The organism is Microvirga sp. HS2 (genome assembly GCF_055792805.1).
The window spans coordinates 458,046-478,163 of record NZ_JBVVAJ010000001.1; the positions used below are offsets into that span (position 1 = coordinate 458,046).

General features: G+C 64.8%; 27 protein-coding genes. 5 read left to right on the forward strand and 22 right to left on the reverse strand.

Features of this window, described 5'->3' with window-relative positions; translation table 11 throughout:
- Window position 1 precedes the first annotated feature (1 nt).
- Genes folK through folP form a run of 3 tightly spaced genes read right to left on the reverse strand, consistent with a single transcriptional unit; the run spans window position 2 to window position 1,657 of the window.
- Window positions 2-475, reverse strand: a complete 474-nt coding sequence (gene folK / locus ACS5Q0_RS02150) for a 2-amino-4-hydroxy-6-hydroxymethyldihydropteridine diphosphokinase (protein ID WP_473124944.1) — start codon at window positions 473-475, stop codon at window positions 2-4.
- Window positions 468-836 (reverse strand): dihydroneopterin aldolase, encoded by a 369-nt coding sequence (gene folB, locus ACS5Q0_RS02155; RefSeq protein WP_473124945.1) that lies wholly within the window; start codon window positions 834-836, stop codon window positions 468-470. The genes folK and folB overlap by 8 nt, the downstream gene beginning before the upstream one ends.
- Window positions 833-1,657, reverse strand: coding sequence for a dihydropteroate synthase (folP, locus tag ACS5Q0_RS02160; protein WP_473124946.1), 825 nt, complete (start codon window positions 1,655-1,657; stop codon window positions 833-835). Before folP ends, folB begins: the two co-directional genes overlap by 4 nt.
- Window positions 1,658-1,917: 260 nt before the next feature.
- On the opposite strand from folP, the gene ACS5Q0_RS02165 reads away from it, so the two are divergent.
- The 3 genes from ACS5Q0_RS02165 (at window position 1,918) to ACS5Q0_RS02175 (ending at window position 4,782) form a co-directional block, all read left to right on the forward strand.
- The gene (locus ACS5Q0_RS02165; protein WP_473124947.1) at window positions 1,918-2,940 is read left to right on the forward strand and encodes a zinc-binding dehydrogenase; all 1,023 of its coding nucleotides are present in this window, start codon (window positions 1,918-1,920) and stop codon (window positions 2,938-2,940) included.
- Between the two features lie 115 nt (window positions 2,941-3,055).
- On the forward strand, window positions 3,056-4,015 hold the full coding sequence (locus ACS5Q0_RS02170) for a lipid A biosynthesis lauroyl acyltransferase (protein ID WP_473124948.1): 960 nt from the start codon (window positions 3,056-3,058) through the stop codon (window positions 4,013-4,015).
- 29 nt (window positions 4,016-4,044) lie between these two features.
- Window positions 4,045-4,782: a DUF1223 domain-containing protein gene (locus tag ACS5Q0_RS02175; protein ID WP_473124949.1), complete on the forward strand. Its 738-nt coding sequence runs from the start codon at window positions 4,045-4,047 to the stop codon at window positions 4,780-4,782.
- A 3-nt stretch (window positions 4,783-4,785) separates the two neighbouring features.
- Here the strand turns inward: ACS5Q0_RS02175 and ACS5Q0_RS02180 are convergent, their stop codons facing one another.
- Genes ACS5Q0_RS02180 through ACS5Q0_RS02190 form a run of 3 tightly spaced genes read right to left on the reverse strand, consistent with a single transcriptional unit; the run spans window position 4,786 to window position 6,907 of the window.
- The gene (locus tag ACS5Q0_RS02180) at window positions 4,786-5,394 is read right to left on the reverse strand and encodes a TPM domain-containing protein (RefSeq protein WP_473124950.1); all 609 of its coding nucleotides are present in this window, start codon (window positions 5,392-5,394) and stop codon (window positions 4,786-4,788) included.
- Window positions 5,395-6,288, reverse strand: a complete 894-nt coding sequence (locus tag ACS5Q0_RS02185; protein ID WP_473124951.1) for a TPM domain-containing protein — start codon at window positions 6,286-6,288, stop codon at window positions 5,395-5,397.
- Window positions 6,289-6,301: 13 nt separating this feature from the next.
- Window positions 6,302-6,907, reverse strand: a complete 606-nt coding sequence (locus tag ACS5Q0_RS02190; protein ID WP_473124952.1) for a LemA family protein — start codon at window positions 6,905-6,907, stop codon at window positions 6,302-6,304.
- Between the two features lie 139 nt (window positions 6,908-7,046).
- Here ACS5Q0_RS02190 and ACS5Q0_RS02195 point away from each other — a divergent pair, with 139 nt between their 5' ends.
- Window positions 7,047-7,688, forward strand: coding sequence for a LysE family translocator (locus tag ACS5Q0_RS02195; RefSeq protein ID WP_473124953.1), 642 nt, complete (start codon window positions 7,047-7,049; stop codon window positions 7,686-7,688).
- A 180-nt stretch (window positions 7,689-7,868) separates the two neighbouring features.
- Here the strand turns inward: ACS5Q0_RS02195 and ACS5Q0_RS02200 are convergent, their stop codons facing one another.
- The 9 genes from ACS5Q0_RS02200 to ACS5Q0_RS02240 all read right to left on the reverse strand — a co-directional run bounded on the left by ACS5Q0_RS02200 (window position 7,869) and on the right by ACS5Q0_RS02240 (window position 14,075).
- Window positions 7,869-8,366, reverse strand: coding sequence for a hypothetical protein (locus ACS5Q0_RS02200; protein WP_473124954.1), 498 nt, complete (start codon window positions 8,364-8,366; stop codon window positions 7,869-7,871).
- Window positions 8,363-8,734: a hypothetical protein gene (locus ACS5Q0_RS02205; RefSeq protein WP_473124955.1), complete on the reverse strand. Its 372-nt coding sequence runs from the start codon at window positions 8,732-8,734 to the stop codon at window positions 8,363-8,365. Before ACS5Q0_RS02205 ends, ACS5Q0_RS02200 begins: the two co-directional genes overlap by 4 nt.
- Window positions 8,735-8,804: 70 nt before the next feature.
- Entirely contained in the window at window positions 8,805-9,203 is a 399-nt protein-coding gene (locus ACS5Q0_RS02210) for a hypothetical protein (protein ID WP_473124956.1), read from the reverse strand.
- Window positions 9,200-9,628, reverse strand: coding sequence for a hypothetical protein (locus tag ACS5Q0_RS02215; RefSeq protein WP_473124957.1), 429 nt, complete (start codon window positions 9,626-9,628; stop codon window positions 9,200-9,202). The genes ACS5Q0_RS02210 and ACS5Q0_RS02215 overlap by 4 nt, the downstream gene beginning before the upstream one ends.
- A 3-nt stretch (window positions 9,629-9,631) precedes the next feature.
- The gene (locus ACS5Q0_RS02220; protein ID WP_473124958.1) at window positions 9,632-10,054 is read right to left on the reverse strand and encodes a hypothetical protein; all 423 of its coding nucleotides are present in this window, start codon (window positions 10,052-10,054) and stop codon (window positions 9,632-9,634) included.
- Window positions 10,055-10,634: 580 nt separating this feature from the next.
- Entirely contained in the window at window positions 10,635-11,057 is a 423-nt protein-coding gene (locus tag ACS5Q0_RS02225; protein WP_473124959.1) for a hypothetical protein, read from the reverse strand.
- 81 nt (window positions 11,058-11,138) lie between these two features.
- A complete protein-coding gene (gene rlmN / locus ACS5Q0_RS02230; protein ID WP_473125001.1) occupies window positions 11,139-12,350 on the reverse strand; it encodes a dual-specificity RNA methyltransferase RlmN in 1,212 nt (403 codons plus the stop codon).
- Window positions 12,351-12,699: 349 nt separating this feature from the next.
- Window positions 12,700-13,401 carry an invasion associated locus B family protein gene (locus ACS5Q0_RS02235; protein ID WP_473124960.1) on the reverse strand — a complete coding sequence of 234 codons (702 nt, stop codon included), beginning with the start codon at window positions 13,399-13,401 and terminating at the stop codon, window positions 12,700-12,702.
- 284 nt (window positions 13,402-13,685) lie between these two features.
- Window positions 13,686-14,075 carry a YkvA family protein gene (locus tag ACS5Q0_RS02240; protein WP_473124961.1) on the reverse strand — a complete coding sequence of 130 codons (390 nt, stop codon included), beginning with the start codon at window positions 14,073-14,075 and terminating at the stop codon, window positions 13,686-13,688.
- 169 nt (window positions 14,076-14,244) lie between these two features.
- On the opposite strand from ACS5Q0_RS02240, the gene ACS5Q0_RS02245 reads away from it, so the two are divergent.
- The gene (locus ACS5Q0_RS02245; RefSeq protein WP_473124962.1) at window positions 14,245-15,030 is read left to right on the forward strand and encodes an SDR family NAD(P)-dependent oxidoreductase; all 786 of its coding nucleotides are present in this window, start codon (window positions 14,245-14,247) and stop codon (window positions 15,028-15,030) included.
- Window positions 15,031-15,036: 6 nt separating this feature from the next.
- On the opposite strand, the gene ACS5Q0_RS02250 is transcribed toward ACS5Q0_RS02245, so the two are convergent.
- From ACS5Q0_RS02250 to ACS5Q0_RS02280, 7 genes are all read right to left on the reverse strand, one after another.
- A complete protein-coding gene (locus tag ACS5Q0_RS02250) occupies window positions 15,037-16,083 on the reverse strand; it encodes an Ldh family oxidoreductase (protein WP_473124963.1) in 1,047 nt (348 codons plus the stop codon).
- A gap of 67 nt (window positions 16,084-16,150) precedes the next feature.
- A complete protein-coding gene (locus ACS5Q0_RS02255; RefSeq protein ID WP_473124964.1) occupies window positions 16,151-16,561 on the reverse strand; it encodes a GFA family protein in 411 nt (136 codons plus the stop codon).
- 4 nt (window positions 16,562-16,565) lie between these two features.
- Window positions 16,566-16,868: a 4a-hydroxytetrahydrobiopterin dehydratase gene (locus ACS5Q0_RS02260; protein WP_473124965.1), complete on the reverse strand. Its 303-nt coding sequence runs from the start codon at window positions 16,866-16,868 to the stop codon at window positions 16,566-16,568.
- 169 nt (window positions 16,869-17,037) lie between these two features.
- A complete protein-coding gene (locus tag ACS5Q0_RS02265) occupies window positions 17,038-17,646 on the reverse strand; it encodes a histidine phosphatase family protein (RefSeq protein ID WP_473124966.1) in 609 nt (202 codons plus the stop codon).
- Window positions 17,647-17,684: 38 nt separating this feature from the next.
- On the reverse strand, window positions 17,685-18,221 hold the full coding sequence (gene thpR / locus ACS5Q0_RS02270) for an RNA 2',3'-cyclic phosphodiesterase (RefSeq protein WP_473124967.1): 537 nt from the start codon (window positions 18,219-18,221) through the stop codon (window positions 17,685-17,687).
- 121 nt (window positions 18,222-18,342) lie between these two features.
- Entirely contained in the window at window positions 18,343-19,386 is a 1,044-nt protein-coding gene (locus ACS5Q0_RS02275; RefSeq protein WP_473124968.1) for an aldo/keto reductase, read from the reverse strand.
- Window positions 19,387-19,452: 66 nt separating this feature from the next.
- Window positions 19,453-20,115: an arylesterase gene (locus tag ACS5Q0_RS02280; RefSeq protein WP_473124969.1), complete on the reverse strand. Its 663-nt coding sequence runs from the start codon at window positions 20,113-20,115 to the stop codon at window positions 19,453-19,455.
- Window positions 20,116-20,118 lie beyond the last annotated feature (3 nt).

The following is a 20,118-nucleotide window of genomic DNA, read 5'->3' on the forward strand; positions in this document are numbered from 1 at the left end:
CTCAATCGAGCTTCCGAATGTCCTCGGGCGGGAGCGCCGCGAGGGCATCCGTGATCCGTTGCCCGCGCACCACGAGATCGGGCGCGATCTCGGCGAGCGGCACGAGCACGAAGAGCCGTTCCATCATGTGCGGATGCGGCAGGGTCAGGCCGGGCTCGCTGATTTCCAGGTCGTCGTAGGTCAGAACATCGATGTCGATGACGCGGGGGCCCCATTTCACCTCGCGGACGCGCCCCAGCTCCCGCTCGACCCGCAGGCAGAGGGACAGCAGGGCCGCCGGGGGGAGTGCGGTCTCGACCAAGATGCAGGCATTCACGAACCGGTTCTGCTCCACCAGTCCCCACGGCTCGGTGAGATAATCGGCGGAGCGGGCGAGGATCGTGACGCCGTGTTGTTCGAGCGCCGCGATCGCCCGGGCGATCGCGGCGCGCCTGTCGCCGAGATTGCTGCCCAGGCTCAAAGCGGCCTCAGCCATGGCGCGCGCGCCTGATCTCGACCGAGACGCCGTCGATCACGAAAGGCACCGGAGCTTCCGGCTTCTCCACCAGCACGGTCACTTCGGCAACGCGCGGAAAGGTCTCCAGGACCTTCGCGGCGATCGCCTCGGCCAGGCCCTCGATGATGCGGAAGCGGCGCGTCGTCGCCGTCTCATGCGCCACGCGGGCAAGAGACGCGTAGCAGACGGATTGCCCGTAATCGTCCGCTTCGCCGGCGGGCCTGAGATCGAGGGCGCAGGTGAGGCTGATATAGAAGCGCTGGCCGAGCCGCGCCTCCTCCTCGTGAACGCCGTGATGGGCGTAGATGGCGAGGCGGGACAGGGTGATGCTGTCGCTCATGGCAGGTTCCTCACCAGGGCATCCGCCACGCGGCACGCTTCCGCGTGGGCTTTCACGTCATGGACGCGCACGATGTCGGCGCCGCGTGTCACCGCCGCCACATGTCCGCCGATGCTGCCGAACAGCCGCTCTCTCGGCGGAATGTCCGGAGCGTAGAACTGTCCGAGCACGGACTTGCGCGAGGCGCCGACGAGAAGAGGGAAGCCCAGCGCCTTGAGTTCCGGCAGGCGGCGGAGGACCTCGATATTCTGCTCGCCCGTCTTGCCGAAGCCGATGCCGGGGTCGAGGATGACGTGCCGGTCGGGAATCCCGGCCCGCCGCACGAGATCGAGCGAACGCTCGAAGAAGCGGAGCATATCGGCGACGATGTCGATGGCAGCATCCGCCTGGGCCCGGTTGTGCATCACCACGGCGGGAGCATCGTGCTCCGCGACCACCGCTGCCATCTCCGGATCGTGCTGGAGACCCCAGATATCATTGACGATGCGGGCGCCTGCCTGAAGGGCCGCGCGGGCGGTCGAGGCGCGGTAGGTATCGATCGAAATCGGCACTTTCAGCTTCGGGGCGAGTTCCCGGATCACGGGGAGCACGCGCCGCTGTTCCTCCTCGGGGCCGACCGGGACATAGCCGGGCCGGGTGGATTCTCCGCCGATATCGATGATGTCGGCGCCCTCGGACTCCAGCCGCTCCGCATGGGCCAGGGCGTCCTGAAGATCGAGGAAAAGGCCTCCGTCCGAGAAGGAATCCGGAGTGACGTTGAGAACACCCATGATGAGAGTGCGGGAGCCGAGGTCGGACAGGATGGTCGGAGTCGATGTCATCGTGGCGCCCTGCTGAGACGGAGTTGTGCGCTTTTTTCGCATTGTGCCCGGGAGGCCGAGAGCCTCGGCCGGCCTTTGGGCGCGGATCGGAGCGGCGACAAGAGCTTGTCATTCGCTTTGGCACACTTTAAGCCGCCGCCAACAGGTTTTTCCCGTCATGGCAGGTATGTTCCGGCCTATCAGGTCTCAAGAGCCCGACGGATCGAAGACGCGGGATCCCCGAAGACCGTTCGGGGTGACGATGAACAGGATTCTCTCTCATGCGCTCCCTTCAGCTTTTCGGCGACCGTGACATTCGCATCACCGAGATCGACGCGCCGCCGCCGCCCGCCGCGGGCGAGGTGCAGGTGCGGATCAAGGCGCTGGGCCTGAACTACCTCGATGTCTGGGGCTTCCGCGGCATGGCGTTCGCCAAGCGCAAGATGCCGCAGGCCGTGGGCGTGGAGGCCGCGGGCGAGATCGCGGCGGTCGGCGAGGGCGTCACCCGGTTCAAGGTCGGCGATCCGGTCACCATGTATGGCGCGGAGACCTGCGGCCATTGCAGCGCCTGCCGCAAAGGGTGGGACAATCTCTGCGAGAACGTGGCCGGGATCATGGGCTTCCATATCGACGGCTTCGCCCGCGAGCTCATCAACCGCCCCGAGCGCCTCGTGATTCCGGTGCCGAAGGGCGTGAGCTTCGAGCAGGCGGCCTGCGCGCCCATCGGCTTCGGCACGGTCCAGCACATGCTCTTCGACAACGCCAAGCTCGAGCCCGGAGAGTCCATCCTCGTCCATGCGGGCGGCTCCGGCATCGGCACGGCGGCGATCAAGATGGCCAAGGCCATCGGCTGCACGGTCTACACGACCGTGGGCGACGACGAGAAGGGCGAGAAGGCGAAGGCGCTTGGCGCCGATTACGTGATCAACTACCGCAAGGAGCGCTTCGAGGGCGAGGTGCGCCAGCTCACCAAGCGAAAAGGCGTCGACGTGGTGTTCGAGCACGTGGGCGCGGAGACCTGGAACGGCAGCCTGCTCTGCCTCAAGCGCGGCGGCCGCCTCGTCACCTGCGGCTCGACCTCGGGCGTGTCCACCACCATGAACCTGATGCAGCTCTTCCAGCAGCAATACCGGATCTTCGGCTCCTTCGGCTGCCGCATCGAGAACATCAGCCAGTCGCTCGAAAAGATGGCGGGCGGCATCACCCCGGTGATCGACTCGGTCTTCCCTCTCGACGAGTTCCGACAAGGCCTGGAGCGGCTCGAAGGCCGCAAGGTCTTCGGCAAGGTCATCGTGACCTTCTGACCCCTGGTGCCGACTGAGCTTCCACCGTAGATCTTGACGAAACGGGCTCCTTGCGAAAAACACGCGGAGCCTTTTTCCTTTCCCCGTTTCGTTCCCGAGCCCGGATTTTCCCATCGTGCAGCACAGCTCCCGTCCTCGCAGCCTTCTCTCGCGTCTCGTGGAGACGGTCATGGTCGGCGTCGTGCGCGGCGTGTTCGCCTTCTCGCGCGCCCTCGGCCCGGAGCGCTCGGGAGCCGTTGGTTCGGCGCTCGCCCGCACCTTCGGGCCGCTCCTGAAGGCGCACCGGACGGCGCTCGCCAATATCCGGGCGGCCTATCCGGACAAGCCCGAGGCCGAGGTGAAGGCTCTGGCCCGCGCGGCCTGGGACAATCTCGGCCGCACGGGCGGGGAATATCCGCATCTCGGCAATCTCTTCGATTTCGACCCCGACAGCACCGTTCCCGGACGCACCGAGGTCGACGGCATCGAGCACTTCCTCAGCCTGCGCGACGACGGCAGGCCGGGCATCGTCTTCTCGGCCCATCTCGCCAATTGGGAATTGCCCGCCATCTGCGCCGCCCGGTTCGGGCTCGACACCACGGCGGTGTTCCGCGCCCCCAACGATCCGGCCATTGCCCGGGTGGTCCACGAGGTCCGCAGCGAAACCATGGGCAATCTCGAGGCGGCCCGCCAGGGCGCGGCCTTCGCCATGCAGGGGGCGCTGGAGAAGGGCGGTCATCTCGGCATGCTCATCGACCAGCATTTCACCCGCGGCGTGATCGTAAATTTCATGGGCCGCCCGGCCTTGGTGAACCCGATCCTCGGCAAGTTCGCCCGCCGGTTCGACTGCCCCGTTCACGGCGTGCGCGTCATCCGCCTGCCGGGCCACCGGTTCCGCCTTCAGCTCACGCCGCCCCTCGACCTGCCGCGCGACCCGGACGGGCAGATCAACGTGCAGGGGGCGATGCAGGCCATGACCTTGGTGGTGGAATCCTGGGTCCGGGAATATCCCGAGCAATGGCTCTGGATGCATCGCCGCTGGCGGGTTCCCGCCAAAACCGAGAGCCTCGCTCAAGGTAAAGTGAGTTCCCATTGAGCCGGCCTTGGTGTTTCATGGCGGGCATCATGGCGTCCCGATTGAAACTCTTCCTGGTGGCTTCTGGCCTTGCCGCCCTCCTGCAGCCCGCCTTCGCGGATCCTCCCCGCGCCGTCGTCGAGCTCTTCACCAGCCAGGGCTGCTCGAACTGCCCGCCGGCGGATGCGCTGCTGGTGGAATATTCCCGGAAGCCCGACATCGTGGCGCTCTCCTTCCCTGTGAATTACTGGGATTATCTCGGCTGGAAGGACACGCTCGCCCATGCCGAGTTCACCAACCGGCAGAAGGACTATGCCCACGCCCGCAGCGACCGTCAGGTCTTCACGCCGCAGATGATCGTGAACGGGAAGAAGTCCTGCATCGGGTCCGATCGGGCGCAGATCGAGAAGGCGATCCAGATGACCGCCAAGGGCCGCTCCTCCCTCCCGGTCGACATCGCCCTCAGCGAGCAGAACGGCATGGTCACCGTCTCGATCACGGAGACGGCCGAGGTCGCCCACCGCGACGCCGAAGTCTGGGTACTGCCCGTCCTGCGGTCGCAGACCGTGCCCATCGAGCGCGGCGAGAACAAGGGCAAGACGGTCACCTATGCCAATGTGGTGCGGGGCCTGAAGCGCATCGGAGAATGGCACGGCGGTCCCGCCCGGTTCGAGCTGCCCGCCGAGACCGTCCGCAGCGGCGCCGACGGCTATGTGGTGCTCCTGCAGGCCGAGGAGGACGACAAGCCCAGCGTGATCCTGGGAGCCGCCAAGAGCGCGGGCCTGTGACCCTTACAGCAGCACGACCTTGTTCGGCAGCTCGTTCCTGTCCTGAGCCCCGGGCGGCGCATGTTCGGCGAGGATGGCGCCTGCGCGCCGGACGGCCTGGAGCAGCCCGTCGGCCGGTTTTTCCTGGCGCATCGCCTCGACGAGATCCGCAATGATCTCCTGCCACGCGGCCGGGCCCGCCCGGTCCGCGATCCCGATATCGGCGATGACTTCGGCATAATGCTCCGCCGCCGCGACATAGATCAGAATGCCGGTGCGCCCCTGGGTGCGGGACAGGCCACGGCTTGAAAATTCCCTGACGGCCGCCTCATGGGCCCGCGCCCGTTTCACCGAACCCGGAATCAGCGCCAGATGCACCTGGGGCCATGCGAAGGCGAGGTTGAGGCCGCAGGCCACGAGAAGCTGGATCAGGAAGATCCGGGAGAGGCCGAGATCGGTGAACCAGATCAGAGGCCAGGGGACGAGGAGCGCCACGAACAGGCTCAGGAGAGCCGGGATCGCCACATAGGCGTTGGCCTGGCGCGCCACCACCACGACGATTTCGCCGGCGGTCGTCTTCTCGGCCTCGTGGATGGCCTGCGAGATCCGGTGTTGATCGTGTTCTGAAATCATCTACCAGCTCCCCGAAGCGCCGCCGCCGCCGGACGAGCCGCCTCCGCCCGAAAAACCTCCGCCACCGCCGCCCGACCAGCCGCCCCCTCCCGACCAGCCTCCGCCGGTCGGGATGATCCAGGGGCCGGAGCCGCGCCGGAGGCCGTAGACGCCCGGCCTGCCGCCCCCGCCGCGCATGGCGCGGAAGACCTGGAACAGGATGAAGGCGATGATCAGGAAGGTGATGAGGGTGTCGAGGTTCGAAGTCTGATCCTCGCGCACCTCCGCGTGGCGCTGCCATTCCTCGGCATCGCCGGTGAGGATCGATAGAATGGCGTCGACGCCTGCATCGATGCCGCCCGCGAAATCGCCCTTCTGGAACCGAGGGGCGATGGCGGTGGTGATGATGACCTTCGAGAGCGCATCCGTGAGCGCCCCTTCGAGCCCGTAGCCGACCTCGATGCGCACCTTGCGCTCGGCGGGGGCGACGAGCAGCAGCACGCCGTTGTTGTTCTTCTTCTGCCCGAGCTGCCATGCCCGGAAGAGGCGGTTGGCGTAATCCTCGACGCTCGTGCCCTCGAGCGAGCGGATCGTGGCCACCACCACCTGGTCGGAGGTCTTGTCCTCGTGCGCCTTGAGCTTGGCCTCCAGCGCCGCCCTCTCGTCGGGCTTCAGGAGGTTCGCCTGGTCGACGACGCGTCCCGTGAGCGGCGGGAAGGTCTGGGCGAGGGCGAGGCTGGGGAGGAAGAAAAAAAGAGCAAGGGGGAGGAGGAGTGCAAAAAGGAGCGCCGCGCTGTCTCTCCTCCCCCCTGTGGGGAGGAGTTGGAGGTGGGGGTGCGAGCACCAAGATCTCAGAACCTGGTGCTCGCACCCCCACCCTGGCTCTCCCCACAAAGGGGAGGGAAAATGATGCACTCCCGCCATCCGCTTAGAACTTCACCTCTGGCGGCCTCTCGGAACCGGCAGTGGCCGTGAAGGTCTCCATGGGCTTGGCGTCGGGATAGACGATTGCGGCGATCCAGCGTCCGGGGATCGTGCGCAGCTCCGTATTATAGGCCTGCACCGCCGAGATGTAGTCGCGGCGCGCCACGGCGATGCGGTTCTCGGTGCCCTCCAGCTGCGATTGCAGGGCCAGGAAGTTGGCGTTGGACTTCAGCTCCGGATAGCGCTCCACGGTGGCGAGCAGGCGGCCGAGCGCGCCGGACAGCTGGTTCTGCGCGTCCTGGAACTGGCGGAACTTTTCCGGATCCGTCACGGTGGAGGCGTCGACCTTGATCTGCGTGGCCCGGGCGCGGGCTTCCGTGACCTGGGTCAGCACCTCGCGCTCCTGCTGGGCGAAGCCCTTCACGGTCTCGACGAGGTTCGGGATCAGGTCGGCCCGGCGCTGGTACTGGTTCTGCACCTCGCTCCAGGCGGCCTTGGCCTGCTCTTCCAGGGTCGGCACGTTGTTGATGCCGCAGGCGGAGAGGCCCAGCGCGAGAGCCAATCCGGTCAGGGCGGCCCTGATTCGCGTCCTCAGGGGCGAAGCCGTCATGTCTGTCCTCAATTCTGTTGCGGCAAAGTTGTCGGGTTCAACAGATGGGTCAAGCATGGCGTTTCTACAAGGCATTTTTCTCTGGCTGCGAGGGAGCGGTTGGGGCATCATCCGCCGATCCTTCAACGAAGCTAAGCCCATGACGTTCCTGCCGAACTTAAGCACGTTTCTTGCCTATTCCCTTGCCTGCTTCATGCTGTTCATCACGCCGGGGCCGGATATGAGCCTGTTCCTCGCCAAGACCCTGTCGGGCGGGCGCAGGGCCGGCATGGCGGCGATGCTGGGGGCGATGGCGGGGTGCTGCGTCCATACGCTGCTCGCGGCCTTAGGGCTTTCCGCGCTTCTCGCGGCCTCGGTGACGGCCTTCACGGTGCTGAAGATCGTGGGCGCGCTCTACCTGCTGTGGCTCGCGGTAGACGCCGTGCGCCACGGCTCGGCCCTGTCCGTGAAAGAGCAGGGCCAGGTCGAGGCCTCGTTTTGGAAGACGTTTCTCGTGGGCGTGGGCATCAACCTCACGAACCCGAAGGTGGTCCTGTTCTTCGTGACCTTCCTGCCGCAATTCGTCGATGCGCACGACCCCCACGCGTCCGACAAGCTCCTGTTCCTCGGCCTCTACTTCATCGCGCTCACCGCCCCCATGGGCGCCGCGATGATCCTCGGCGCCGAGAAGGTGATCGCGCTCCTGCGCAACCATCCCAAGGTGATGCGGGGGATCGATTATTCTTTCGCGGGCCTCTTCGGGGCCTTCGCGGTCAAGATCCTGACGACGGCGTCGCGATAAGCGTCTGCTCGAACCGGCGAGCCCGCATCGTCCGATCGATCTAGGCCATCATTCCCCCATCAGGTCTAATTGCGTGAGAGGCAAAAGCGATACACAGTATCGATGCTGACTATGACGGTCAGAGTCCTCCCGAAACTTCGGAAGCAGCATGGGGGCATGCTGTTTCCGCTTTCTTTTGCCTCAACGGCTCTCCTCGTTGATCTCCTCGCTGACGAGAGAACGGCCTGAGTTCCGTCCGACGATCGACCAGTAGACCAGGCCAGCGATGGAGCCGGTCAGGCCGAGAATGGCGCTCACGTGCAGCTCGGCGGGGCTGGCGACACGAGCCGCACCACGCAGGATCCAAGGCACCGAGGCCGTGAGCACGCCGGTGGCGAGCGCATACCAGAGCAGGCTGCGAATTTTCAGCACCTCGCCGATCACGGCGGTCACCAGGGGCGGCAGCACGAGCAGCGTGAACATGATCCGTCCTACGGCCAGCATCGCCTCGGCCACGATGGGGCCGGGATCATCGCTCGAAAACACCGCGTCCACGAGGTTCCAGAACCCGACGAACAGCGTCTCCCCCGTCAGCGTCGCCATGAGCGGATCGACCAGCGAGGCGATGAAGAAGAACACGCTGCTCATGCCGATGGCGATGAGGAGCGCGAAGGGAACGAGGATAAGCCAGCGGATCATTCCGCTTCTATAGCATGGCCGTTGCGAGGTGTCCGCCCGATGGCGATCCGCCAATAGATCCAGCCGCAGATGGCGCCGGAGAGAATCATCGAGATGAGGATCGACCAGAAATCGGTTCCCGTTCGCCCCGGTCCAACCTGAAGAACATAGCCGAACAAGGCTCCCAGTACCGCACCAAACATGATCGCGATCGCTGGATGGCGAAAGCCCATCCAGATCAGGATGCCTCCGAAGCCGCCCGCTGCAATGACGATGAGAGGACCGTAGATCACGAGTCCGGCTGTTCCCATGATCAGGATTGCGGTGAAGAACTCGAAGGCGTCACCGAAGCCGCCGAGGCCGTGCTCGGTGAGAGGCGGAAGGCTCATGAAAAGGGATATCAGATAGGGTGCGGACGCACTTGCAATGGCCAGCGCCTTCACATGTCTCGATAGGTCGTCAGGCATCCCGCTCACCGCTCCGGAGGCCGAATGCCATCGCCCAATAAATCCCCCCGCAGATGGCGCCGGAGAGAGCGCCCGAACATGAGAAAACCAGAGTGTCAGGCGTATCCCGAAAGATCCAGCCGACAAAGCAGGCACCGAGCAGGGTCGCCGTTAGGGTGACATTTTGCCAGGAATACAGCCCCGTCAGGCGAAGCAAAAATACCAGCAGTCCGGAGATCAACATGATCGGGAAGCTGAGGGAAATGGCGCCAGCGGTTCCGACAAGAGCAATGAACTCATGAACGGCCATATGATCTGCGCTGCCAGGGAACCGGAATCCCGCATAGAATGCGGCAACCAGGTAGGGGGCTAGGACGCTCGCCGCGAACAAGCTCAGGAGCTGGCGTTTCATGATTGCGGATGCTCGACGATTCGACGCGGCCGTATGGCGATGCGCCAATAGATCCAGCCGCAGACAGCGCCGGAGAGAACGCCTGAAATCAGGAAAGCAATGAACTCGCTGTCATCGCCGGAGGCTCCTCGCGAAAGGGCGACCGTGAAGCCGAGGCCGAGGATTATTCCGCCCAACACGGGCCCGCGCCAGGTCGGCCGCTTGACGGCATTCACCGCCATCGCGCAGAGGCTTGCGAGGATCAGAAGAGGGATTCCAAAGAGCATAAGGCCGAAGGTGCCGAGGGGAATGACCTTGAGCAGATCGAGAGGCTCCTTCACGCCGACTTGATCGCCCGAGACGAGGTCGAACAGGCCCCACAGAAACAGGACGAGGTAGGGAGCGGCGAAGGTTGCGGCGAGAACACCGAGGATATGGCGGCGCATGGCTTATGCTCGCTTCCGATCGTCGGCCAGGACCTCTCGAGCCATTCGCCAGTACAGCCAGGCGCAGACGAAGCTGATGGCCATGATCCAGTAAAAGAAAGGCCGGCGCAGAAGCCGGATGGTGAAGCCCCAATGCCACAGGATGAACCCGAGCCCGATCGCCGCTCCTCCTGCCAGATAGATCCAGGGAGAGCGCCAGCGGCATTTGAATCCGGCGAGCGCAAAGAGCAGCGAAGCGGGAAGAGCCGTTGAGAAGACCGCGTGGGAGCTGAGCAACAAGGCCGCGAAGGATACTCCCAGATGCGATCCGAGGGTCCCGGGAAAGTTCGGGTCGTCCAGGGCCATCCGAGTGCCGACCGCGCCTACAAACAGACAGGGAGCCGCCGCGTTGGCCGCGATTGCGGCGATCAGGACCCGAAGCATCATACCCCCTCCGAAATGTTCTCCGGAGGGAATTGTACGTTATATTAAATCAAAAAGGGAGTTGCTCGATATAGCGGATCGGTCAAACCTACTCCCCGTTCCCCACCACGTAGACGCCTTCCGCCCGATCGAGAGCGGGCCGAAGGTGGTAGAGACGTTGCGACCTCAACGAGTATGGGCCGCACCTCCCATCGTGACCCGCCAGTAGATCCAGCCGCAGATGGCGCCAGCGATTGCACCGCATCCGACGTTAAGCTTGCCTCCCGAGGAATGAAGAGCATTCCAGAACAGGAAGATGATGAAGCCTGAGCCTGTCAGGGCTCCCGAAAGAACAGATGCCGGAAGGGCATACCGTTCGAGGTGCCTGACGAAGGCCGAGAGAATTGCCGACACAAACAGGATTGGTATTCCGCAGAACAGGAGAGCCATGCTCCCGCCCCACAGCAGGAAAGCGAAGGCTTCAACAAGCGTTGGAGGGTCAGCGGCCGTAAAGCTGACAACCATCAATGCAGCAGTGATGTAGGGAGCTGCTGCGGTTGCAGCGATGATGCCCAGGACATGCCGCCTCAAGGGCCTTGAACCTTCAGCGAGCCGCAGCGGCTGCATCGGGCCGCCCGCACAAGGCGATGCTCCAGTAGATCCAGCCGCAGATGGCAGCAGAAATGAAGGCGCTTGGAACGATGGGCCACTCGCGAAAATCGGGGGACGTGAGAAAGAGCCCGAAGCACAGCCCTATGAGTGAGGCGATTGCAGTGATGATAAGGCGAGAATCTGCATCAAGCACATGAAGAACCAATGCCGCGATGGCAACCACAGCTAGGACCGGGATTCCATAGATGATCAATCCGGCCGTTCCGAACATCACGATGCCTATGAAGAACTCAGCGGCACTTTCGATTGATGGAAGACTTGGATCCTTTGACGCCATGGAAACCAGGAAACTGGTCGCTCCAAGGTAAGGAGCGACGGCAGATGCGGCGAAGATGCCCAGAATCCGGCGTTTCATGAGGTTCTCCAGGCCATGCGCAGCATGGCCTGGAATAACGTTATCATATCAAGGAACTATAGCGAAGAGGCGAGGAAAGCCTTACTCCCCGTTCCCCACCGCATAGACGCCCTCGGCCCCGATGCCCTGTTCGGCCATCATGCGGGCGCGGGCGCGCAGTTTTTCCGTCTCGCTCTTGAGCTGGCCGCAGGCGGCGAGGATGTCGCGGCCGCGGGGGGTGCGGACCGGGGAGGCGTAGCCCGCCCGGTAGACGATCTCGGAGAAGCGCTCGATCCGCTCCCAGTCCGAGCATTCGTATTTCGAGCCGGGCCAGGGGTTGAACGGGATCAGGTTGATCTTCGCCGGAATGCCCTTCAGCAGGCGCACGAGCTCGCGCGCGTCGGCGTCGGAATCGTTCACGCCTTTGAGCATCACGTATTCGAAGGTGATGCGGCGCGCGTTCGACAGGCCCGGATAGGCGCGGCAGGCATCGAGCAGATGCTTGATGTCGTATTTGCGGTTGATCGGCACCAGCACGTCGCGAAGATCGTCGCGGACCGCGTGGAGCGAGATCGCCAGCATGGTGTTCGCTTCTGCGCCCAAGCGCTCCATCTGCGGGACGACGCCGGAGGTGGAGACCGTGATGCGGCGGCGCGAGAGGCCCAAGCCCTCGTTGTCCGACAGGACGCTAATGGCGTCGATCACGTTGTCGATGTTGTAGAGCGGCTCGCCCATGCCCATGAACACGATGTTGGACACGAAGCGTCCGCCATCGGTGGGCACGAACGCGCCTTCGGGCGGCGTGGCGTGCGGCCAGTCGCCGATGGCGTCGCGCGCCACGATGAGCTGCGCCACGATTTCCGCCGAGGTCAGGTTGCGCACGAGGCGCTGGGTGCCGGTGTGGCAGAAGGAGCAGGTCAGGGTGCAGCCGACCTGGCTCGACACGCAGAGCGTGCCCCGGTCGACTTCCGGAATGTAGACGCACTCGATCTCCGCGCCCTTGTCGAGGGGGCCGGTGGAGGCCATGCGGATCAGCCACTTGCGGGTGCCGTCCTTCGACACCTGCTCGGACACGACCTGCGGACGGGCGAGCGTATAGGCGGCGGAGAGCTTCGCGCGCAGCTCCTTGCCCACGTTGCTCATCTCCGAGAAGTCCTTGGCTCCGCGGAAATAGATCCAGTGCCAGAGCTGGCCGACGCGCATCTTGAGCTCGCGCTCGGGCACGCCGATCGCCGCCAGGGAATCCTTCAGCTGGTCGCGGGTGAGACCGACGAGGGACGCGCCGCCGGGGGCGGCTCCCGCCACCACGTTCATCTCGGCCGTCTTTTCGATGGACAAAGCGGTCTGCCCGGCCGCGCGCGCGGCATCGCTCACGGCCAGGGGGGCCGCATTGGGGTTACGCTTGGCGATGTCGAGCGCCGTCGCCATGGGAAATCTCAAGCCTCGTTGTTCGGAATGGCTGCGTCGTATAACACGATTGCGCCGAAACCGTGAGCTTCGAAAAAGCAAAATTCCGGGCGCGAGGCCCGGAAAATGCTCATTCGCGGCGCAATTTGCAAGGGGAAGGGGACTAGAGCTGTTTCCCCTTGCGTGGAATCAGCTCTCCTCTTTGGTTTGCCGCATTTCTTGACGGCGAACCGGATCCACTTCGCCGAAAAATGCTCTAGACTCCGCATTCCTTGCGGGCCTGCTCCAGGGCTTTGCTGAAACCGCTCAGGGAATAGCGGTCCGTCAGGCTGGATCCCCGGGCGGATTGGCTCTTCACCGTGAGGCTCGACCCTTTCGCCATGGTGGCGATGGCCTGTCCCTCCTCGGCGGGGTTCTTCAGCCAAGCGTTGGCCGCCTTGGTCACAAGCTCGTAAGAGGCGTTGCCGATGGAGGCCGAAGACGGGCCGTTCTCCTTCGCCGTGAAGCCCAGCACGAGGGCGACCTCGTTCTTCACGTTCTCCGCCGGGCGGAAGGACACGAAGAGATAGGCCGGGTCGCGGTTCAGGTTCTTCGGCAACCGTTCCTGGGGCTGGCTCAGGGCATAGCAGATCTTCGAGCGGCCGGTCTGGGCCGTGTAGACGCCCCAATCGCCATAGGTGTTCACGAGCGATGCGCCGCCCGGGCCGGTGGCCGCCTGGGCAGGCTTGGCGGCGGCCGCAGCCGCGGCTCCGGCTGCTGCAGCGGGCTTCGCCGCCGACGTCGCCTTGCCCGTCGCAGGTTTGGCCTTCGACGGCGCTGCCGCAGGCTTGGCGGCAGGAGCAGGCTTCTGTCCGGTCGCGCGCTGGGGCTGAGCCAGGGCGGCGGGCCCGGTTCCAATCGTGAGGACGGCGGCAAGAACGCCCGCGGCAAGGCCGCGCTGGAAAGATGCTGTATTCATGGGGGCGGACAATACGACAGGATGGTTAAGAACTCTTCACCATGCCGTATCCTCAACGCCCGAGCCTTGGCGATGCGTCGAAACGTGGCAGTGTTGCCGCAGAGGCAAAATAAAAGGGCCGCAGATGCGGCCCACCGAGTTGCTTACTCACAAAGGTGTTCATTGTTCAATTGGAGGAGGATCAAATGACTTCTGATGAACGAGAATCATTTAAGAGATAATTTATAATATTGCAACAGGTTCATATTCTTTGTTCTGAATATAGTCCTCTGAAACCTTGCGGCTCATTCGTTGGGGCCGGTCACTTCCCCTAGGGATTCGCGCGCCTTGGCCCGGTGCTCTTCCGTAATGGAACCGGCAACCTGCGTGAACGCGGCCGCCAGCACGGCCGCGTCGTCCGCAAAGCCGATCAGGGGGAGAAAGTCGCTCACCGCATCGAGCGGCATGACGAAATAGGCGATGGCGCCCAGGAGAATCAGCTTCACGCGGCTCGGCGTCTTCGGGTCGACGGCGCAATAGAAGGCCGCCACGAGATCCTCGGTGAAGGGAATCTTCCCGGCCACGCGCCTGAGCTTGGCCCAGAACCGCTGCTTCAGGCCCTCCTCGTCGCGGGTCGCCGCGCGCATGGCGTCCATCTCGGCCTTGGTGAAGGGCTTGATGATCGTGTCGCTCATGCTGTCTCCGCTCCTCGTTGGTCTCGACCATTGTGCGGCGAAGGGGACCCGGTTCGCCAAAAATGCGTCACGGCGAAGAACAGAGCTGATTCCACCTCAATGGAAGCAGCTCCAGGTATCCGCCTGTGCAAGGATGGCATAGAAGCATCCTTTCACGAGGAGAAAACCGATGAAGCTCGACAAAATGATGGCAGCGATCGTCACGGGAGGCGCTTCGGGCCTCGGCGAGGCGACCGCGCGCATGCTCGCCGGACAGGGGGTCAAGGTCGCCATCTTCGACATGAACGTGGAACGCGGCGAGGTGGTGGCCCGGGACATGGGCGCCCTGTTCTGCCAGGTCGACGTAACGGACGAGGCCTCCATCGATTCCGGGCTGGTGAAGGCGCGCGAAAAGAACGGGGTCGAGCGCATTCTCGTCAATTGCGCCGGCGTCGCCCCCGGCCGCCGCACGGTCACGAAGAAACGCGAGACGGGCGAGCTCATGCCGCACGACCTCGCGAGCTTCCGCAGGACGGTGGAGATCAACCTCATCGGCACCTACGCGATGATCTCCAAATGCGCCGCCGCCATGGCGGCCCTCGAACCCGTCACGCCTGACGGCGGGCGCGGCGTGATCGTGAACACCTCCTCGGTCGCGGCGCAGGACGGCCAGATCGGGCAATCCGCCTATTCCGCCTCCAAGGGCGGCGTACTGGCCATGACCCTGCCGGTGGCGCGCGACCTGTCGGGCTTCGGCATCCGCGTGATGACCATCATGCCGGGGCTCTTCCACACGCCGCTCTTCGAAGGCATCGCGGAGGATTACCGCAAGGCGCTGGAAGCCAACGTGCCGTTCCCCTCGCGCCTGGGGCGGCCCGAGGAATACGCTCAGCTCGTCCGGAGCATTCTCGAGAACGACATGCTCAACGGCGAAGCGATCCGCCTCGACGGCGCCTTGCGCATGCAGCCGAAATAAGCCGCGTCAGGCCAGATGGAGGAAGCGCGCCGTATCGGGATCGACCGGGATTCCGATGCGGCTCCGCTCCTCCAGAACGCGCCACTCCCGGTCGCCCGGCGCGAGAACCGTCTCGCCGGCCTTCGCGGGCGAGGCGCGCAGCCCCGCAAGATATTGCGCCATGAGCCCGTCGTAGGCCTCGCGTCCGACGAAACGCGCCGGGTCGATGGCGAGACAGAAATGGCCGATGTCGTGAGGCTTTAAATTCCCGTCGCCCATCGGCGCGACCAGGTGATCGGGGGTCGCTCCGGTCAGGATTGCGGAGAGGATCGTCACGAGACCCGCGAGGCCCGCTCCCTTGAACCCGAAATCCGCGCCTCCGAGGGGCGTCAGGATCTCGGCCCGATGGGGATCGCGCGTCGGCTCGCCGTCGATATCCGCGGTCACGTCGGCGGGGAGCTCCCGTTGCAGCGAGCGGTATAGCAGGACCCGGTTATAGGGGATCGCCGAACTCGCCATGTCGAGAAGCCAGGGCCGCGAATCGCGCACGGGCGCGGCGGCTGCGATCGGGTTCGTGCCGTGAAACCGCATCTTGCCGCCGTAGAGGGCCACGAGGGAATCGGCATTCGTGGTCGAAATCGCGATGAGCCCGGCCTCGGCACCGGCGAGGGCATAGGCTCCCGCCGCCCCGTAATGGGTCGAATGGGCAATCCCGACGGCGCCGACGCCGCTCTCGCGCGCGATTTGGCAGGCCTCTTCCATTCCTCGATAAGCGGCCGCATGGCCGAGGCCATGGTCGGCGTCGAGCATCGCGCTCGCAGCCGCCGTGCGATGGATCCTGAACGCGGGAGCGCCATTGATCTGCCCGCTTCGCAGGCATTCGGCATAGAAGGACGTGAGCCGGACGCCGTGACTGTCGACGCCGAGGCGCGAAGCATGCATCATCGCGCGGGTGGCGGCGGCCGCGGATGGCTCGTCCGCGCCGGCGTCCCGCAGGGCGCGGTGGACGCGCTCCTGCAGGAGCTCCGCCGGAAATCTCGGGCTTTCGACCGGCTTGCTTGATGTCTCGGACACGATCCGCCTCCCCATGACCGATCATGCTTTGTCAGGATGCGCAGCCTTTCGCAACCGCCTGCGGCCGCTACGAGGTCACGTCGTCCCGGTTCTCGGGATAGCTGATCAGATCCCGCGTGCAGAGCCAGGATTCGCGGCGCTTGGTCCAGGTTTCATAGGTGGGCGCGAAGACATCCGTGCGGTCGAAGGCGCCGAGCTTGATCTCGATCTCGTCGCCGCCGTCCCCGTAAAACACCTGCGAGCCGCATTCCGGGCAGAAGCGGTCGCTCGGACGGCCGGGCGAGGCCTCCCAGCCGTGGCTTTCGCCGGAAATCGCCACCTGATTCGCGGGAAAGACCGCGAAGGCGTTGAAGACGCTGCCGCTTATCTTGCGACAGGTCATGCAATGGCAGAGGCCCACGCGTTTCGGCTGGCCTTTCACCGTGAACGTCAGCTGCCCGCAGGCGCAGCCGCCGGTGAGGAGGGACTGCTCCTCCACGGCGTCAGGCCTTCGTCAGCCCGGTCGCCAACTGGTCCATGCGTTGCGCGAGCTCGGCGTCGCGGCGCGTGAGACCCTTGGCATCATGGGTGGAGAGGGTGACGTCGACCGTGTTGTAGACGTTGAACCATTCCGGATGGTGGTTCATGGGCTCGGCGACCAGGGCCACGCGGGTCATCCAGCCGAAGGCCGCGTTGAAATCGTCGAACACGAAACGCTTGTGAATGGCGTCCCGGCCTTCCACGAGCGTCCAGCCGTCGAGGGCGGAGAGAAGCTCCTGGCGTTCGGAATCGGTCAAGCGGGGCATGGGAGCGTCCTCTCCGGGAAAAGATCGGTTAGAGCATCGTGCGGAAAAGTGGACCCGGTTTTCCGCCCGAACGATGCTCTCGTCTCAGGAGAAAGCATCGGATGGGTCCCAAAAGTGCAAGTCCACTTTTGAGTCCGATGCTTTAGTGATGAAGCGCGCGGGCGATCTTTCAAGCCCCGGCTTCGTCGGACGGGAAGGCGGCGTCCTCGATGGCGCGCCAATCCTGCCGGAGCGAGAAGGTTTCCCGGTCCATCACGAAGAAACAGCCGCCGCCGGAATGCTGCGGCCGGCTTTCCTGCCCGATCGCCACGTCCTGCAGATGAGCCATGAGCAGGCAGCCGACTCCGCCATGGGCGACGACGAGGGTATCGCCGGGGCCGGCATCCTCCGCCGCGATTCGCCTCACGGCGTTGACGATGCGCGATTGGGCGTCGATGGCGCGCTCCCAGCCGCGGATGCTCTCGTGCGGGTTGGCGAAGAAGGCGTCCACCACCTCCCAGAATTCCGGCGGCGCGATATAGCCCGTCGCCGAGCGGTCGTTCTCGCCGACATCCTCGTGGGTTTGATACGAGAGGCCAAAGCGCTCCGCCACGATGGCGGCCCCATCCACCGCCTTCTGTTCCGTGCTGGCGTGAATGGAGGACAGGCGCGTGCCGGAGAGCGCATCCGCGAAGCGGCTCATGCGCCTGCGGCCCGTGTCGCTCAGGGGCCAGCGGGGAACGGGCACCTGCGGATCGATGACGACTTCCGGGTGCGTGAGAAAGATGAGTGCTGCCATGATCCCAAGGCGTAGCCGTTGGAAGCCCGCCCGTCGAGTCAGCCGAAGGGGTAGGCCGCTTCGATCACGTAGGGCCCGCCGCCCACCGAGGCCCGGGACGAGTAGAGGACGAAGCGGTGAACCGTGAAGGTGAGCTTTGGGAAGTGGCCCCGGATCGCCATGTAATCCGCCACGTCGATGGGGGAGACGTTCTTCAGGCGGGCCAGCGTCACGTGCGGGGTGAATTTGCGGGGCTCCGGAGCCAGGCCGATCTGGCGCATCATCCGCTCCTGCTCGGCCTGAAGATCGGTCAGTTCGCCGTTGCCGGCGGCGCGGGCGAACACCGCGCGGGGCTTGCCGCCTCCGAAGGTGTCGAGCCCGTCGATGGTGATGGTGATGGGTTCGCGCCAGCGGGAATCGCCGAGGATCGAGCACACGTCGTCCGCCATGCGTCCGTCGACGTCGCCGATGAAGCGCAGGGTCAGATGATAGTTTTCGGGGTCGATCCAGCGCGCGCCCGGCAGGCCGCCGCGAAACGCGGACAGAGCAAGCCCGATCTCAGGAGGAATCTCGATGCCGGTGAAAAGACGTGGCATGCGATCCCTCCTGTGCTTTGCTTACGCTTGATGATTCAGACGACGGACGGCGAGCTTTGTTCCGGCTGGGACAATCCGCGTCATCACCGGCGCAAGGCCGGCGATGACGAAGACGAGGCCCTTACGGGCAGGGGTTGCAGTGCTCGACATGGATGGCGTCGATGCGCTTCTCCAGTTCCGGCGTGATGGTCACGTCGATGGAGGCGATGTCCGTCTTCAGCTGCGCCATGGACGTCGCGCCGATGATGTTCGACGTCACGAAGGGCCGGGAATTCACGTAGGCCAGCGCCATCTGGGCCGGATCGAGGCCGAATTCCCGGGCGAGGGCGATATATTTGCGGATCGCCGCCTCCGCCGTCGGGTTCTCGTAGCGCTGGCCGCGGTTGAACAGGGTGGTGCGTGCGCCCTCGGGCCGCGCGCCGTCGAGATACTTGCCGGTCAGGTAGCCCTGAGCGAGGGGCGAATAGGCGAGCAGACTCACGTTTTCGCGCATGCTCACCTCGCCGAGAGCCACCTCATAGGTGCGGTTGAGCAGGTTGTAGGCGTTCTGCACCGATTGCACCCGCGCCAGGCCCTTGGCCTCCGCGTGCTTGAGATAGGTCATGGTGCCCCAGGCGCTCTCGTTGGAGAGGCCGAAATGGCGGATCTTCCCGGCCTTCACCAGGTCCGTCATGATCTCCACCGTCTCGGCGATCGGATGCGAGTCGCCGTCGATGTGCTTGAAGATCGTCGGATTGGCGCCCCAGGGCATGGGACGGTCGGGCCAGTGGATCTGGTAGAGGTCGATGTAGTCAGTCTGCAGCCGCTTGAGGCTCTTGTCGATGGCCTCCTCGATCTGCTTGCGGGACAGTTCGGCCTTGGAGCCGTCGTCGCGGAACCAGGTGTTGTCGGAGCGCCCCACCACCTTGGAGGCGAGGATCACCTTGTCGCGGGCGCCGCGCGACTTGAACCAGGAGCCGATGAACCGCTCCGTGGACCCTTGAGTCTCGGCCCGCGGGGGAATCGAATAGAGCTCGGCGGTGTCGAAAAAGTTGATGCCCTGGTCGAGGGCGTAATCCATCTGCTCGTGGCCCTCGGCCTCGGTGTTCTGCTGGCCCCAGGTCATGGTGCCGAGGCAGATCAGGCTGACATTGAGGTCGGTGCGGCCAAGCCGGCGATATTGCATTGTCAAGGCTCCTCGCGGCGGGCGGGCCGCCGCGCTTGGAAAAGGAATTGAACGCGCCGAAGGCGATCAGCGCTGGGTCAGGCGGGCGAGAAAGCTCTCGACGCTGGGAAGGATGCGCCCGACGATGATCTCCACACCCTTCGCCGTCGGATGCAGGCCGTCGGACTGGTTGAGGGAGAGCTCGCCGGCGACCCCGTCGAGGAAGAAGGGATAGAGCACAAGGTCGTGCTTCTTCGCAATGTCGGAATAGATGGTGTCGAACTTCCCGATGTAGTCCGTGCCCAGGTTCCGCGAGGCATACATGCCGGCGAGCATGACCGGGATGTTCCTGGCCTTGAGGCGCTCCACGATGGTCTCGATGTTCTCGCGGGTGATGGACGGATCGAGGCCGCGCAGCATGTCGTTGGCGCCGAGCTCCACGATCACCCCGTCCGTTCCATCGGGCACGGACCAGTCGAGCCGGTCGAGTCCTCCGGAGGAGGTGTCGCCCGACACGCCCGCATTGGTGATTTGAACGCGATGGCCCTTGGCCTTGAGCGCACGTTCCAGCGCGGCCGGAAAGGCTGCCGCCTGGGGCAGGCCGAATCCCGCCGTCAGGCTGTCGCCCAGAGCCACGAGGTTCAGGGTCCTGGCCTGAGCCAGCGGCGCGGAGGAGGGGGCGACCATGGCGGCAAGAACCGCCGCACACGCAAAAATGATCGCCATGAGAGGGCCGGGTTGGCGCTTCATCGG

What these genes read in the sequence shown, in the direction of transcription:
- folK (WP_473124944.1), bottom strand. Translation starts at nt 475, where the DNA reads ATGGCTGAGGCCGCTTTGAGCCTGGGCAGCAATCTCGGCGACAGGCGC.
- folB (WP_473124945.1), bottom strand. Translation starts at nt 836, where the DNA reads ATGAGCGACAGCATCACCCTGTCCCGCCTCGCCATCTACGCCCATCAC.
- folP (WP_473124946.1), bottom strand. Translation starts at nt 1,657, where the DNA reads ATGACATCGACTCCGACCATCCTGTCCGACCTCGGCTCCCGCACTCTC.
- ACS5Q0_RS02165 (WP_473124947.1), top strand. Translation starts at nt 1,918, where the DNA reads ATGCGCTCCCTTCAGCTTTTCGGCGACCGTGACATTCGCATCACCGAG.
- ACS5Q0_RS02175 (WP_473124949.1), top strand. Translation starts at nt 4,045, where the DNA reads ATGGCGTCCCGATTGAAACTCTTCCTGGTGGCTTCTGGCCTTGCCGCC.
- ACS5Q0_RS02180 (WP_473124950.1), bottom strand. Translation starts at nt 5,394, where the DNA reads ATGATTTCAGAACACGATCAACACCGGATCTCGCAGGCCATCCACGAG.
- ACS5Q0_RS02190 (WP_473124952.1), bottom strand. Translation starts at nt 6,907, where the DNA reads ATGACGGCTTCGCCCCTGAGGACGCGAATCAGGGCCGCCCTGACCGGA.
- ACS5Q0_RS02195 (WP_473124953.1), top strand. Translation starts at nt 7,047, where the DNA reads ATGACGTTCCTGCCGAACTTAAGCACGTTTCTTGCCTATTCCCTTGCC.
- ACS5Q0_RS02200 (WP_473124954.1), bottom strand. Translation starts at nt 8,366, where the DNA reads ATGATCCGCTGGCTTATCCTCGTTCCCTTCGCGCTCCTCATCGCCATC.
- ACS5Q0_RS02205 (WP_473124955.1), bottom strand. Translation starts at nt 8,734, where the DNA reads ATGAGCCTTCCGCCTCTCACCGAGCACGGCCTCGGCGGCTTCGGTGAC.
- ACS5Q0_RS02210 (WP_473124956.1), bottom strand. Translation starts at nt 9,203, where the DNA reads ATGAAACGCCAGCTCCTGAGCTTGTTCGCGGCGAGCGTCCTAGCCCCC.
- ACS5Q0_RS02215 (WP_473124957.1), bottom strand. Translation starts at nt 9,628, where the DNA reads ATGCGCCGCCATATCCTCGGTGTTCTCGCCGCAACCTTCGCCGCTCCC.
- ACS5Q0_RS02220 (WP_473124958.1), bottom strand. Translation starts at nt 10,054, where the DNA reads ATGATGCTTCGGGTCCTGATCGCCGCAATCGCGGCCAACGCGGCGGCT.
- ACS5Q0_RS02225 (WP_473124959.1), bottom strand. Translation starts at nt 11,057, where the DNA reads ATGAAACGCCGGATTCTGGGCATCTTCGCCGCATCTGCCGTCGCTCCT.
- rlmN (WP_473125001.1), bottom strand. Translation starts at nt 12,350, where the DNA reads ATGAACGTGGTGGCGGGAGCCGCCCCCGGCGGCGCGTCCCTCGTCGGT.
- ACS5Q0_RS02235 (WP_473124960.1), bottom strand. Translation starts at nt 13,401, where the DNA reads ATGAATACAGCATCTTTCCAGCGCGGCCTTGCCGCGGGCGTTCTTGCC.
- ACS5Q0_RS02240 (WP_473124961.1), bottom strand. Translation starts at nt 14,075, where the DNA reads ATGAGCGACACGATCATCAAGCCCTTCACCAAGGCCGAGATGGACGCC.
- ACS5Q0_RS02245 (WP_473124962.1), top strand. Translation starts at nt 14,245, where the DNA reads ATGAAGCTCGACAAAATGATGGCAGCGATCGTCACGGGAGGCGCTTCG.
- ACS5Q0_RS02260 (WP_473124965.1), bottom strand. Translation starts at nt 16,868, where the DNA reads ATGCCCCGCTTGACCGATTCCGAACGCCAGGAGCTTCTCTCCGCCCTC.
- ACS5Q0_RS02265 (WP_473124966.1), bottom strand. Translation starts at nt 17,646, where the DNA reads ATGGCAGCACTCATCTTTCTCACGCACCCGGAAGTCGTCATCGATCCG.
- thpR (WP_473124967.1), bottom strand. Translation starts at nt 18,221, where the DNA reads ATGCCACGTCTTTTCACCGGCATCGAGATTCCTCCTGAGATCGGGCTT.
- ACS5Q0_RS02275 (WP_473124968.1), bottom strand. Translation starts at nt 19,386, where the DNA reads ATGCAATATCGCCGGCTTGGCCGCACCGACCTCAATGTCAGCCTGATC.
- ACS5Q0_RS02280 (WP_473124969.1), bottom strand. Translation starts at nt 20,115, where the DNA reads ATGAAGCGCCAACCCGGCCCTCTCATGGCGATCATTTTTGCGTGTGCG.